The following is a 12,733-nucleotide window of genomic DNA, read 5'->3' on the forward strand; positions in this document are numbered from 1 at the left end:
GCAGGCCGTGGCCGACTACCGGCGCACCTGCCCCGGGTGGAGGTGGTGCTGATGCCCGAGAGCACCGCCTGCCCGTGCTGCCAGGGCGCCCTGGTCGAGATCGGCACCGACACCTCGGAGCGGTTGGACGTGATCCCAGCCCAGTTCCAGGTCCTTGTGACGCAGCGTCCCAAGCTGGCCTGCCGGGTCTGCGCGGGCGTGGTGGTGCAGGCGCCTGCGCCGGCGCGCCTGATCGAGGGCGGCATGCCGACCGAGGCGACGGTGGCCCATGTGCTGGTGTCGCGCTACGCCGACCACCTGCCGCTGTACCGCCAGGCCCAGATCCTGGCGCGCCAGGGCCTCACCATCGGCCGCGAGGTGCTGGCCTCCTGGGTGGGCACAGCGGCGGCCGAGATCGCGCCCGTGGTGGCGCGGATGCGCGAGCTCCTGCTCGCCTCAGCCCGGCTATTTGCCGACGAGACCACCATGCCGGTGCTGGACCCCGGACGGGGGCAGACCAAGACAGGCTACGCCTGGGCGATCGCGCGCGATGACCGGCCCTGGGGCGGGACAGACCCGCCGGCGGTGGTGTTCCGCTACGCCCCCGGCCGCGGCGCCGAGCATGCCCGGGCACTGCTGGCCGGCTACACGGGCATCCTGCAGTGCGACGGCTACGCCGCCTACAAGGGGTTGGCCGCGCCGGAAGAGGGCGGCCCCGGCGTTACATTGGCATTCTGCTGGAGCCATGCCCGTCGTGAATTCTATGATCTGGCCCGGAAGAAAGCAGCGCCGATTGCCGCCGAGGCGTTGGTCCGTATCGCCGCCCTCTACGCCGTCGAGGCAGAGGTCAGGGGCAAGCCGCCCGACGAGCGCCGCGTCGTCCGGCAGGCCAGGAGCCGACCCCTGGTCGAGGACCTGTTCACCTGGCTCGAGCAGCAGCTGGCGCGCCTCCCAGGTGGCAGTCCGACGGCAGGGGTAATCCGCTACGCCCTGAACCACCGCCTCGGCTTGGAACGGTTCCTGGATGACGGCCGCATCGAGCTCGACAACAACACCGTCGAGCGCGCCATCCGGCCTCTCTGCCTGAGCCGAAAGAACGCCCTGTTTGCCAGCGGAGATGATGGGGGCCGCCGCTGGGCCGACCTCGCCTCCCTGGTCGAGACCTGCAAGCTCAACGGCGTCGACCCGCGGCGCTACCTTGCTGACCTGCTCACCCGCCTCGTCCACGGCTGGCCTAACAACCGCCTCGATGAACTCATGCCATGGCACTGGGCCGACGCGAAAACCGTCTGACCCACACCGCACCTAACAAGGGTCCGTAGGCCTCGCTTACGTTCTAAGCGGCTTTGTGAAGCGCCGTTCGGTGCTAGCGGGCGAGTTGCTGGCGTCGCAGGCGAAGTCGCGGCAGATTCACGCGGACATTGCGAGCCTGGACGCGGTGATCCGACAGCTCGACCCGGACTACCCGATTGAGTCCATCCAGACGAAGTACGTTCGCACACTGGCGGCCGAGGACTTCGCCGGCCTAGGCCGGTCGGTGCTGGACGTGCTGCGGCAGGCCAACAAGCCGCTCACCATCCCAGACGTGGGCGCTCGGGTAATCGTCCTGCGGGGGATGGATGCCAGCATCGGCGCCGTGCGGAGGGCCGTGGAGGACGGCGTGGCGCGGGCGCTGCGGCATCAGCGTGGCGCGGGTGTGGTGCGGAACGCTGATAAGGCCGGGCGGCTGATGCAGTGGGAGTTGGTGGAGTGAGGCCGGCACGGATCTTTTGGCTAGCTAGCGCGCCACGACGTAGACAGTCGCAACGCCATGAGCATCTGCCCAAGCTTTGGCCTTGAGTATAGCTGCGTCTTGGTCAGTTTCCGATGCAGGGTATGGCTCGTAAAACGTGGCGGCGTTCTTGCCCGTTACCGATCCGCTTGCCCTGTATCGGCCGGATGGGTCCCGAGCGACAAGCGCCCAATCGCTATCCTTCGGCGGCTGTTCATCGCCTTTGAGCCAAACCACTGCAGCCATAACTACGCCCTCTGAATATTTGGAATGAACACACTAACGCACTGCGTTCGCTAGATCATCAAAGCCAAGCGCCTTCATGATAGCGATTTTGTCGCTGTTGCGCGCCTTCCAAGACCGCCCAACTGCATGACAGATGGCTTCGGCATAACTGTTGTTTACACAGCCTAAAACGCCATGCTTGGCAATCGAAGTTTCTATGACGTAATCGTCGAGTTCAAACGGGCTGCCGCACTCTATGTTGCTGTCACGATCCAAGAAATCTGGATGATCCCTCAGCAGAATAGGCACTGGGCAGACCCATTTGCCCTCGCTGTTTATCCGAACGAACAAACCCAATTCAACCTCGATGCAGACCACCATCTTCGGTCCTGGTGGTTTTATAAACTGGTCATGAATCAGTATTACTTCCAACAATTTGACTTGCACTGGACTAGAGCCGCATGATTGGTGCTGCCTGCTCTAAATAAGCGATGGTTGCGGGCTTCTCTGGCGTGTCGTTCAGCATGTCCTCGTACCGCATTGTCCCAAGCGCCGCCGCTTGCCAATCAGCACCATGCGTTGCCGCCGTCCGCTCAGTGAAGTTCATAGTGCGCGAACGCTCAAAACCAATTTCCAAAGCTGCAAAATCGGCGGGGGAAAAGACAGACAAGTCAGGCTCACTGTTGGCTGCCAACTGGAGCCGAAACCCATCTAGCCTCCAAGGGAATCTTTCCACTCCTGTTTCGGCAAGCCACAAGGCTTCGCCTTTCGCCATTTCATATATTTCCAAAGGAACCGGCCCAAACCGCATGGCGCGGTAGGTGGCTCCAAAGATCGGTTGCCCCTCGCTGTTCAAAAGTTCTTTGTCACCGAAGTAGCAACTTTTCAGCATAGCGTGCAGGTCCAAGCCCGGCTTTTGCCGAACCATCCAGTGGATTGCACTAAGAGCTTTAGCCGGGGCAAACTTAAACCGAATCGGGCTAGACATGTGCATGGCCCCCTGTCAACGAGAGAAGTCGAAAGGGAGCTTATATAGGATACTTCGTCGCCTGAACCTAGAACAAATAAGGAACAAGTGCGCGCGAGTGTCAGGCTAGGCGCGCCCGCGCTGCCAGTACCCCGCCCACACACGCGACACGCCATGCCCCAGTGCCGCCGCCGCGAGCTGGTGCAGCACCCCATTGGCCTGCCGGCGGGTGTCCTCACGCCACGCCATCTCGCCCGCGTAGGCGCCCAGGTACTTGCCGCTGATGTGGTGGTGCTGCCCCCACTCTGCGCGGCGCAGACGGGAGAAGTAGCTCTCCGCCTGATTGGTGCAGGCGCCATCGTCGGAGAAGGCGATGGAGTGGTTGATCCGCTTCGTCTCAAAGCGGGCGTGCAGCGCGTCCCAGGAAGCCGCCTCGTCGGCGTAGATCGTCGTGCCGGTGGCAACCCGATCGCGGATGGTCGGGATCGCGTCTGCCTCGGCGCGGAACACGAAGGGCAGGGTCCGGCCGCCGCGCTCGCGCATGACCACCACGACCTGCCGCTTGCCGGTCTGGTTCTGAGCAAGGCGACGGTCCTTGCGATCCTCCTTGCGGTTCTCCTGCCGCACGCTCCCGCCGAAGTAGGCGCCATCCACCTCCACATGCCCGGAGAGCATGGCGCTGGCCTGCCCGGCGCCGATGGCCTCGCGCAGCTTATGGGCCAGCACGAAGGCCGTCTTGTACTGCACGTCGAGGTCGCGCCCGAGCTGGAGGGCGGAGAGCCCCTTGGCCGCGTTCACGAAGATGGCGATGGCCGCCAGGAGATCCCGGATCGGCAGCTTGCGGCTGGCGAAGATGGTCCCGCTGGTAACGCTGAACTGGTGGTTGCACGCCTTGCACTTCCAGATGCGACGGGCGGCGTAGGTATAGACCGCCGTGCATTCGCAGCGCGGGCAGAACGCCTCGCCGCCGTTGTCGGCCCAGCGGATCGCCACGAAGGCGGCGTGCGCCTGGTCGTCGGTCATGCGGAGGATGGCGGCCAGGGAGAGGGTCCGAGCCTTGGCGGAAAGGAGGAAATGTCGGGCCATTGCCATTGCATCCGGTGCTTATGCATCGAATATGATGGCATACAAAGCGGTGGTCAAGGACAAACGCACCGGATATGATGGCATCCGCCATCACAGAAGGTGCAGTCGTGGCAGACGTTGAGGAAGTGCAGACAGCCGACGCGGCCGAGTGGCAGGCGAAGGCCAAGGGGCTGCTGAAGGCCGAACTGAAGCGGCGGAATGTGACCTATGCTGGCCTAGTCGAAAAGCTGGCCGCCATAGGGGTGCAGGAGACAGAGCCTAACATCCGCAACAAGATCGCTAGGGGCGGCTTTACGGCCGTGTTCCTGTTGCAGGTGATGGCAGCGATTGGGGCGAAGAAGATTAGGTTGCACTGACTAATCCGGCGTTGCTTTTGTCGCGATAAAATCCAATGCTTTAGTCTTAATTTGAAAGTACCGATCACCTGCTATAACAAGACGTCTGTATCTCTGTTGGTTCTCGAAAGAAGACAATAGTTCCCCTTCGGGTACGTTAACATCATCAAGCTCTCGATCATCTTGAATCCCGAAAGGGTCTACAATTCCCTGAGCCCATCGCGCAATGGTACTGTAGAATTCCTCAACAAAAAGCTTCCAGTTTTCGTAATCGGCCTTCCAGGCAGGACCGTTAGGATAGTAAACTGTTTGAGCTTTTACTAGCCGATCGAAGCGGTGGTCAATTTCTCCTGCAAGATATTTCATTCGTCGGTTGGCGTCTCTGGCACGCAAAAGATCTGTAATTTGTCTTTCAAATTCTTTTTGCTGCGTTTGCAGCGAACCAAGTCCCTTTCTAATATCTTTGATGGAGTCAATAATGCCATCTCGGGTTCCGTCTAACCGGTCTCTAACACGCTCCTCAACCTGCGAAATCTGTGTTGCCATTTCCGCGATAATGCTATCGATCTTCTGAACCCTGTGATCTAAGCCTGCCACCCGCTCGACAAGCGCAGCATGGACTGCCACCTGATCATCGCATGGCTGAGAGGTCACGGGAGTAGAGTTTCCGGCAAGATTAGGAGCGGAGATTGGCAATGGGCTCGACGCTATGAACCCACTTCTCGCTTGCTCTCGCTGGGCCACCCAAAGCATCACGTAGACGCAGACAGATCCCACGAACCCGAAAAACAGCCCCTGAGCGGCCCAACCGCCTAGTCCTGCCATAGCAGCACCACCAAGCTGTAGCAGAACCCACGTTGCAGCTCTCTCAAGACCAAAGCGTTCACCCAACGAGGTGAGCGTGTCGAAGACCTCGACCGACTTCCATCTTTGTATCGTTCGCAAAATGCCCATGCCTGCCACCATGCCGTGGCAGCGAAGATCCATCTAGCCGGGGCGCTCATGGTGTGTGCCCTGCCAGCACGGCCAAGATCCAGCTCCCAACCAGCACGGCCGGGAAGCTCAAGCCGGCAAGCGCCAGCCCCGCCGCGCATCGAACCCTTCCCCCACGCGACCCGACCTCGTATCCGGCAGCGAGCAGCGCGCATCCAAGAAGGACGGCGAGGACGTGTGGGACGATTGGCCCGGAAGGGTCTGGGCTGCTCTCTGGGCGTCCGACATCAAGTGGACGGACACTGCTATCGTCCTGTTCACCTTTGGACAGGTCTGGATCGGGATCAGGCAAACGCGCATTGCGCGACGGCAGACGGAGATCGCTGACAGGACGCGCGAGATCGCAATCGCCGCCCTCAATCGACCGTACATCCTCGTGGATCAGGTTTCCCACAATCTCAGTGCGTGGCGGGACGGACGCGCACTTCTCTCGTTTGAGTTTAAAATACGGAACTATGGAACCAGCCCGGCCGTAATGCGGCATGTCGTGGCCTACGGGTTCCTGAGCAGCGGCACACCACGTACCAAGCGCCCGGACACCTACCCGGCCGAGATATTCCCTGGTGCCGACGACATCAAAGACTTGCTTGGCGACAGGCCGTCCGTCCGCATTTTTCCAGAAGTCACCCCTACGGTCTTTGACCCAGAGACCGGGAAGGTGGGTTTCCAAGGCAAGAGCGCCACCATTATCCTCCGCCCAGGTGAGGATAGCGTGCCGTTCCGCCGTTCCGTGAAGATCGATGTCAGCCCGCCAGCCGAATGGTTCGAAGGCACTGGCGCCCCTCTCGCGAATGCCACTCCTTGGCTGCTCGGACGCATCGCATACGACGGTGTTTCCGGCCAGCGGCACCACACCAGTTTCTGCTTCCGAGGCCGGAGCGATGGAGTGGCTGAGGAGAAGGGCGACGCCCCCTACAACGAGCGCACCTAGCAGTCGCGCGCTGCCCCGCCTCACGACTTCACCCCCGGAGCGCCCACGCCCCCGTGAGGTGTGACTGCTACATAAGGCCGGAAATGAGCGCGGCGTCCGAGCTCTCCTCTTCCTGGTGAAGGTGGGAAGTGGACAGCGAGTTGGTGGATCGACCGCCTTCTCCGGCCTCATTCCGTCCATGTCGGCCTCAATGGAGCCGGTGGGCGGCCTGGCGACTGGCCTCGTCTGCCTTCTGCATGATCGATGACACCTCCATCAGGAGGTCGATCTCGGCAGAGGAGAGCTTGCTGATGTCCAGCTCCTTGGGCTTAGGAGCGCTCTCCGTCTGGACTGGCACGCTCTGGCCACTGAGCGTCGCGACCCGCCTGTCACGGTCCTCGATGCCGAGCGCGCGGCGCTCCTGGGTCTGGATGCTCTCGGCGAGCCTCGCCCAAACCAGGATGATCTTGCTGAGGGTTGACGAGTTGCCCCCGGCGAGCAGGGTGCTCAGGGCGAGGCTCTGCTTCCTGGCGCCTTCTGGATCGGCGTCGGCGTCCACCGGCACCAGCGCCACCTCGATCAGCCCCGCTATTATGTCGAAGATCCGGGCAAGGGCGGCCGCCCGCTCGAGCTGGCCTATCTGGGCCTCCGCCATCGCCCGGGCTGCCATCTCCACGGACAGCTCGCGAAGCCTTTCCCCAGTTCCTGCGGCACCGACGCCGTCGCCAGTCCCGGCTCGCTGCGCCTCGGTGGGCTCAGAGGGGGGTGTGGAGTGCGTGGGGTGCGCAGCGGGATGCGTAATCCTCCCGTGCCCTGCCGGGGCACCTTCGGAGGACTTCGGGTCAGCGAAATGGGCAAGGGTGAGCATTTCTGCCCGAGTGTGGATGGCCTCGATCGCCTTCCAGTCGCGTTGCCAGTTCTCCCGCTTCACCCAGTGGCGGATGATCCCCTCGGACACGCCGTAGCGCCGGGCGAGGTCACGATTGCCGCGGCCGGTCTCCCACTCGGCCCTGAGGGCGGCGCGTTTCGCCTCGTTCGCTTTGGTCATCGCTGGTCTGTCAGGCTGGCCGTTTGCCGCTGTGGGGCGGCTTGGCTGGTTGCGTGGAGGTAGGAGGATGCGGGCGCGGCTGCGTGGCTGGGCTTCACAATGGGCGCGCGAGGGAGCGGGACGGTTGACGCCGAGCCGGCATGGCTGTGGCCGCGTCAGCCTCACGGTGCCGGTCAGCGGGTGTAGCCCGCCGGCCAGGGTGTCGACGCCGTACCAGGTCATGGGGGAGCCAGCGGGCTCCCGGCGCGACGGTGACCCTCGGCCAGCACCCCCGCCGAGGCCACCGGGTGCAAGCCCGGCAGTCCGCACGAGGCAACGGGCAGGCAGGCTGGCCGGAGTACTGACAGTGCTGATGGAACTGCCGGGAGATAGAACCTCCGGGAGAGGAGGGGAGGGGGCACGGAAGGTGGGCTGACAGGGCTCATCCCGCGGCGGCGGAGCAGGTGCCGATCTGCCCTCCAGGGCGAAACCGCAGGCCCCCTCATGCCGACTACGCACCCCCCGCAGCTGCGCAGAGAATTACGCACCCAACTGCGCGGGGTACGCAGAGTGCGTAGTGCGCAACGCGTTGAAAAGACGCGAACACGGCTCTGCTAAGGGTGGCACTACGCACCCTGTCGCGCAGCCGATTACGCGGCAAACGCCTCGCGTGCGCGCACGCGCGCGAGGGAGCCCTGCGCAGGACCTCGTCCTGGTGGCCCGCCAGTCCAAAAAACCACCGTTTGATGCAGGCGCCAGTGTCGCTCTGCGCAGCTCAGCAACCAGCGTCGTAGCGGCTACATAAATCCTTACATCTATCTATGGCCTGAAATTCCCGCCCTTACTGTCTTTGTGCAAGGAGTAGGGGAAAGGCGATGCTGCTCGGCTACATGCGAGTGTCCACGGCCGAGCAGAACCTGGCGCTACAGCGTGACGCCTTGACAGCCATAGGCTGTGAGCGCCTGTACGAGGACATCTGCAGCGGCGCCCTCACGGACCGGCCCGGGCTGACCAAGGCACTCGACCAGCTTCGCGCCGGTGACACCCTGGTGGTCTGGAAGCTCGACCGCATCGGCCGCTCGCTTGGCCATGTCGTGGAGCTTGTGGCCGGGCTCCAGGGCAGGGGGATCGGCCTGAAGGTGCTGACCGGCGGCATCGACACGACCAGCTCCACCGGGCGGCTGGTGTTCGGCATCTTCGCGACCCTGGCCGAGTTCGAGCGCGACCTGATCCGGGAGCGCACGATGGCAGGCCTTGCCGCAGCCCGTGCACGTGGGCGCAACGGCGGGCGGCCGCGGCTGATGACGGCCGCCAAGCTGCGCACGGCCATGGCGATGATGGCAGACCGGTCCAACGCCGCCTCCGACGTGGCCGGGCAGCTCGGCATCTCTCTTAGCACCCTCTACGCCTACATGGACGGCGAGGGTCAGGCGAAGCCGCGCGCCCGCAAGCTGCTCGGCACCACGGGACGTTGACGCTGCCGGGGCGCTCTGCCTTTTTCCGTTGCAACCTTGAAAAGACAGGGTCGGCACCCCATGTGAGGTGAACGAGAGGCGCGGCCCTTCTTGTCTCCCTGCCGGCCTTCAGTTCCTCCTTCTCTCCAGCGGTGGCGCCCACCACATCGCGCCACCTCAGGCTTGGCCCGGGTGACCGGCCGCGGGCCTCTCGTCCTCCCCCTCATCTCACCCGCCCGGCGGAGCCCTGCCGCGCCATCCCTGGCGCCGCACGGGCCCGGCACCGCGCATCCGGCACTGAGCCTGGCTGCTTCTGCGAACCATCACCCTGCCCGCGGGGGCAGGGTGGCGGCGGTGAGAGGGCTCACCCGGCGCCTCCCCGGCTCACGCCTGGGCTGACGCGCCGGCACGCCGCGCGAGACGCGGCACACCCCCGGCCTGGGCTCCTGCGCACCCCAGGCCACAGCATTGGGCAGGGAGCCGCTGCAGCGGCGCCCTGGGGCGGGGGCAGGCCTATGCCTGCCCCCGTCCTCTCCACCCGTCTCGGCAGCTCTCAAGCCGACTGACGCGGCTCCTTGAGCAAGGCCGAAACAAGGTTGGAGATCACCCATGACCCCCATCAACACGCTCACCTACGAGGGCACCCCCATCCGCCTGCGCGGCGCGATGCTGAACCTGACCGACATGTGGAAGGCCGCAGGCCGTCCGGACACCCGGCGCCCGACCGACTGGCTCTCCCTTGAGGAAACCAAGCGCCTCCGTGCCCATGCCGACACCCAGCCCGGCGAGGTCCTCGATCCGTTTGAGGTAAATGCCGACGAGGTCGGCATTTGGAACCCCGACACGGGCATCGACACCGACCGCTTCGTCGCCACGATCCGAGGACAGGGCGGCGGGACCTGGGCCCACTGGCAGCTCGCGCTGTCCTACGGGCGCTACCTCTCGCCGCCCTTTCACCTCTGGTGCAACACCGTCGTCCGCGCCGCCATGGAGCGGCGGGACGCACTCCCCGCACCTGGGGGCGACCGGCTGACGGCGCACCTCACCCGCCTCTTTGAGCCCCTGCACCGCCGGTTCGACACCCTCGACCGGCACGCGGCGGACCTGATGTTCCTCCAGGTCTCCGCCCAGGAGGTGGTGCTTGGCCAGCGGCGGCGCTTCTCGCTGCGCAGCCAGGCGTTGATCATCGAGGCGGTGGCGGCCGAGCCCTACCGAGGCCGGTGTCCCTGCTGCACGAGCACGCCCGTTCTCACCGAGGAGGGCCGCGTCATCGAGGGCGCCGAGTTCGACCACTACTACCATCGCGGCCTGAACCGGCCGGAGCATGGATGGCTGGTCTGCGGCGCGTGCCACGATGAGCTGACCTATGGCGGCTACGTCGTCCAGTTCGAGCGCATGCCCGAGTTCCGCCGCTTCCAGGCGGCGGTGCTCGCCCTGCGGTGGCGGGCGCTGAAGCGCTCGCTACCGCTGCCCCGTAGCTGAGCCCCCCAACGCCTCCTCACCGAGGAGGCACGCAGAGCCCCATGACCTCGGGTGAGGTCATGGGGCTTTTCGCGTTTCGGGAGCCAGAGTGGCTTGATGGTTAACGACAGGGCCGTCTTCAGATCTGCAGCACACCGATCTTAGACATCGTCGCGGCTTGGCGCGTCCCGCGGCCAATCCACTGGTCGGTCGCCGGGCTGTTGCCTGGCTTCGCTAATCCCGCCTGCCGCCAGGTGTCCGTCGGACCAGGGCCTCGACCACCTCGGCCGCAACCAGCAGCGTGTGCAAGTCCATCACCTTGGCAGCTGCCTCAATCCGGCGCTGCAGCACGTCGGCGCTCGGGGTCGACGCCTGCCCACCCCCGGCCCCAAGAAGATCATTGGGGGTGGTCTCCAGCACCTGACAGATGCGCAGGAAGGTGGCGAAGTCAGGCTCGCGCGTCCCGTTCACGTAGTTGGCGTAGCGGGTAGCCCCGAGGCCAAGCCGGCGCGCCACCTCGGCGTCGGATAGCCCGAGCACCCGGGCTCTCACGCGCAGGCGGCTGCCGACCTCTTGCATGCCGCGGTGGTGCGGCAGAGATCGTGCCTCGCCTATAAACTTATCGTGTTGTTATTCACGTTTGGTGTATAATCCTCAGCGCCCGCACCGCGTGCCTGCCGCCCATCCTCTCCTCGCCCGAGGCTCTCTCTCGCATGCTGACCTGGCTTCAATCTGGCTTGCGCAACACGGCCCACGACGCCTCCGCCCGCACCGACGCCCTCCTGCACGAGACGACCCTGCGCCTCGCGGTGACCGGCCTGTCGCGCGCCGGCAAGACGGTCTTCGTCACCTCCCTCATCACCAACCTCCTGGCGCTGGGCCGCGGCTTTGACACCCTGCCGCGCCTGCACCAGCGCCTGGCCGGGCAGGCGGCAGGGAGCGGCGCACCGTCGCGCCTGCGCAGCGTGCGCCTGGTGCCGCCCGGCAGCAGCGAGACGCCCCTCTTCGACCACGCCTGCAACCTGGCGACCCTGACGGCCGTCGAACCCAACTGGCCGCCTCGCACTGACGACCTCACCGAGACCGCCATTGAGCTCGTGCTGGACCGAGAGGGCACCTTTTGGAAGCACCTCGGGCCCGAGCGCCTGCGCCTGGAGATCCTCGACTACCCTGGCGAGTGGCTGCTCGACCTGCCCATGCTCAACCAGTCGTTCCAGGCTTGGTCGCGTGAGACCCTGGCCCGCCTGCGCGAGGCGCCCCGCAGCCTGGCTTGCGCCGCCTTCCTGGAGCAGCTCCCCACCGTGGAGCCCGGCGCCAGGGTGGAGCACGAGCGTCTGCGCCGGCTGCACGGCCTCTACCGCGACGGGCTGCACGCCTGCCAGAACGAGTACGGCCTGCGTCTGCTCCAGCCCGGACGCTTCCTCTGCCCAGGCCCACGGGCTGATGCGCCCTTCATGTGGTTCTTCCCGCTCGACGAGGTTCCGGACCACCCGCTGCGCGGCACGACGGCGGCGCTGCTGGAGGAGCGCTTTGAGGCTTACAAGGCGGACATGCGGGCACGCTTCTTCGAGACGCACTTCGCCCGCTTCGACCGRCAGATCCTGCTCGTCGACGTGCTCGGCGCCCTGCACAGCGGCCGGGATGCCTTCCTTGACACGGAGCAGGCCCTGGCCCTCATCGCCGGCTGCCTTACCTACAAGCAGGACTGGGGAAGCCTCTGGTCGCGGCAGAGCGCCATCGAGCGCGTGGCCTTCGTCGCCACCAAAGCCGACCACGTGCCCCACAACCACCGGACCAACCTCTGCCACCTGCTGCGCGACCTCGTCGAAGGCGCCCGTGAGCCCGTGGGCAAGCAGCCCGTCAGCTTCCACACCGCGGCCAGCGTGCTCTCCACCACCGACACCACAATCGAGGTGGACGGCATCGCGCGCGACGTGGTGCGGGGCACGCCGCTGGGCTCGGGCACGGCCAAGCTGTTCGACCCCGGCATCGTGCCTGCGGGTCGGCCGCCGAAGGACTTCTGGAGCAGGCGGCGCTTTGTGCTGCCGGTGTTCGAGCCCCCCAGGATGGAGGCGGGTGGCCTTAAGGGCATTCCACACCTCGGGACGGACGAGGTGCTCACGACGATCCTGAGCGACAAGCTGTGACCAGCGTGTCCCGCCCCCCTGCGTTCTTCGATCTGCCGGACGAGGAGCAGGCGAGGGAGGTCACCAGCTTGGCGCAGGAGGCGAGTGGCGCAGCTGCCATCACGGAACCCACACCGGACGCGCCGGCGAATGCACTACCCCCGTCCGCGCCGGCGTTGCTGGACCTGCCGGAGGGCATGCCGGGCGGGCGCGTCGACCACCAGTGGACCCCTGACCTGCTGCAGCCCCGGCCGGCGCCCACGGCCTCGCTGCACCCGATAGCGATGGGCTTGGTCTTGCTGCTGCTGGGGTGGCTGGTGCTGTCAGCCCTGGGCTTCGTCGGCGATCAGTTCGCCCGTTCGGTCACGCTGGGTTGGGCCACGGTGCTCGTGTTCAGCA

General features: G+C 65.4%; 14 protein-coding genes. 8 read left to right on the forward strand and 6 right to left on the reverse strand.

From position 1 onward, the window contains the following. Positions 1 to 1,272: IS66 family transposase (gene tnpC, locus EAH89_RS29550; RefSeq protein ID WP_140887530.1), on the forward strand; the 1,272-nt coding region annotated here is incomplete at its 5' end. Between the two features lie 55 nt (positions 1,273 to 1,327). Further along, positions 1,328 to 1,732 carry a hypothetical protein gene (locus EAH89_RS29555; RefSeq protein ID WP_140887533.1) on the forward strand — a complete coding sequence of 135 codons (405 nt, stop codon included), beginning with the start codon at positions 1,328 to 1,330 and terminating at the stop codon, positions 1,730 to 1,732. A 297-nt stretch (positions 1,733 to 2,029) separates the two neighbouring features. On the opposite strand, the gene EAH89_RS29560 is transcribed toward EAH89_RS29555, so the two are convergent. The 3 genes from EAH89_RS29560 to EAH89_RS29570 all read right to left on the reverse strand — a co-directional run bounded on the left by EAH89_RS29560 (position 2,030) and on the right by EAH89_RS29570 (position 4,028). Next, complete coding sequence (locus tag EAH89_RS29560; protein ID WP_140887536.1) at positions 2,030 to 2,356, reverse strand: hypothetical protein; 327 nt, start codon at positions 2,354 to 2,356, stop codon at positions 2,030 to 2,032. Between the two features lie 70 nt (positions 2,357 to 2,426). After that, entirely contained in the window at positions 2,427 to 2,882 is a 456-nt protein-coding gene (locus EAH89_RS29565) for a type II toxin-antitoxin system antitoxin SocA domain-containing protein (protein ID WP_161993844.1), read from the reverse strand. Between the two features lie 186 nt (positions 2,883 to 3,068). Further along, complete coding sequence (locus EAH89_RS29570; RefSeq protein WP_140887540.1) at positions 3,069 to 4,028, reverse strand: IS1595 family transposase; 960 nt, start codon at positions 4,026 to 4,028, stop codon at positions 3,069 to 3,071. Between the two features lie 107 nt (positions 4,029 to 4,135). Between EAH89_RS29570 and EAH89_RS29575 the strand changes: the two genes are divergently transcribed. Further along, positions 4,136 to 4,384, forward strand: a complete 249-nt coding sequence (locus EAH89_RS29575) for a DUF6471 domain-containing protein (RefSeq protein ID WP_206667724.1) — start codon at positions 4,136 to 4,138, stop codon at positions 4,382 to 4,384. Here the strand turns inward: EAH89_RS29575 and EAH89_RS29580 are convergent, their stop codons facing one another. Continuing rightward, entirely contained in the window at positions 4,385 to 5,350 is a 966-nt protein-coding gene (locus EAH89_RS29580; RefSeq protein ID WP_140887543.1) for a hypothetical protein, read from the reverse strand. It lies immediately after the preceding gene. Between the two features lie 181 nt (positions 5,351 to 5,531). Between EAH89_RS29580 and EAH89_RS29585 the strand changes: the two genes are divergently transcribed. Further along, the gene (locus tag EAH89_RS29585) at positions 5,532 to 6,287 is read left to right on the forward strand and encodes a hypothetical protein (RefSeq protein ID WP_140887545.1); all 756 of its coding nucleotides are present in this window, start codon (positions 5,532 to 5,534) and stop codon (positions 6,285 to 6,287) included. A 187-nt stretch (positions 6,288 to 6,474) separates the two neighbouring features. Here EAH89_RS29585 and EAH89_RS29590 read toward each other — a convergent pair whose 3' ends face one another. Further along, positions 6,475 to 7,314, reverse strand: a complete 840-nt coding sequence (locus EAH89_RS29590) for a hypothetical protein (RefSeq protein WP_140887547.1) — start codon at positions 7,312 to 7,314, stop codon at positions 6,475 to 6,477. 854 nt (positions 7,315 to 8,168) lie between these two features. On the opposite strand from EAH89_RS29590, the gene EAH89_RS29595 reads away from it, so the two are divergent. Then, positions 8,169 to 8,768 (forward strand): recombinase family protein, encoded by a 600-nt coding sequence (locus EAH89_RS29595; RefSeq protein WP_140887550.1) that lies wholly within the window; start codon positions 8,169 to 8,171, stop codon positions 8,766 to 8,768. A 588-nt stretch (positions 8,769 to 9,356) separates the two neighbouring features. Further along, the gene (locus EAH89_RS29600; RefSeq protein ID WP_140887552.1) at positions 9,357 to 10,229 is read left to right on the forward strand and encodes a KilA-N domain-containing protein; all 873 of its coding nucleotides are present in this window, start codon (positions 9,357 to 9,359) and stop codon (positions 10,227 to 10,229) included. A 213-nt stretch (positions 10,230 to 10,442) separates the two neighbouring features. Here EAH89_RS29600 and EAH89_RS29605 read toward each other — a convergent pair whose 3' ends face one another. Continuing rightward, positions 10,443 to 10,787, reverse strand: a complete 345-nt coding sequence (locus EAH89_RS29605; RefSeq protein WP_241667267.1) for a helix-turn-helix domain-containing protein — start codon at positions 10,785 to 10,787, stop codon at positions 10,443 to 10,445. Between the two features lie 134 nt (positions 10,788 to 10,921). Here EAH89_RS29605 and EAH89_RS29610 point away from each other — a divergent pair, with 134 nt between their 5' ends. Together EAH89_RS29610 and EAH89_RS29615 are read left to right on the forward strand one after the other, a co-directional pair. Next, positions 10,922 to 12,355 (forward strand): YcjX family GTP-binding protein, encoded by a 1,434-nt coding sequence (locus EAH89_RS29610; RefSeq protein ID WP_140887555.1) that lies wholly within the window; start codon positions 10,922 to 10,924, stop codon positions 12,353 to 12,355. Beyond that, positions 12,352 to 12,733: hypothetical protein (locus EAH89_RS29615; RefSeq protein WP_206667725.1), on the forward strand; the 382-nt coding region annotated here is incomplete at its 3' end. The genes EAH89_RS29610 and EAH89_RS29615, both read left to right, overlap by 4 nt.

It is taken from the genome of Muricoccus nepalensis, assembly GCF_006438825.1.
GTDB lineage: Bacteria > Pseudomonadota > Alphaproteobacteria > Acetobacterales > Acetobacteraceae > Roseomonas > Roseomonas nepalensis.

Bases quoted from the DNA above. Each gene is read 5' to 3' on its own strand.
- EAH89_RS29560 (WP_140887536.1), bottom strand. From the start codon at position 2,356: ATGGTGGTCTGCATCGAGGTTGAATTGGGTTTGTTCGTTCGGATAAAC.
- EAH89_RS29570 (WP_140887540.1), bottom strand. From the start codon at position 4,028: ATGGCCCGACATTTCCTCCTTTCCGCCAAGGCTCGGACCCTCTCCCTG.
- EAH89_RS29580 (WP_140887543.1), bottom strand. From the start codon at position 5,350: ATGGATCTTCGCTGCCACGGCATGGTGGCAGGCATGGGCATTTTGCGA.
- EAH89_RS29590 (WP_140887547.1), bottom strand. From the start codon at position 7,314: ATGACCAAAGCGAACGAGGCGAAACGCGCCGCCCTCAGGGCCGAGTGG.
- EAH89_RS29595 (WP_140887550.1), top strand. From the start codon at position 8,169: ATGCTGCTCGGCTACATGCGAGTGTCCACGGCCGAGCAGAACCTGGCG.
- EAH89_RS29600 (WP_140887552.1), top strand. From the start codon at position 9,357: ATGACCCCCATCAACACGCTCACCTACGAGGGCACCCCCATCCGCCTG.
- EAH89_RS29605 (WP_241667267.1), bottom strand. From the start codon at position 10,787: ATGCAAGAGGTCGGCAGCCGCCTGCGCGTGAGAGCCCGGGTGCTCGGG.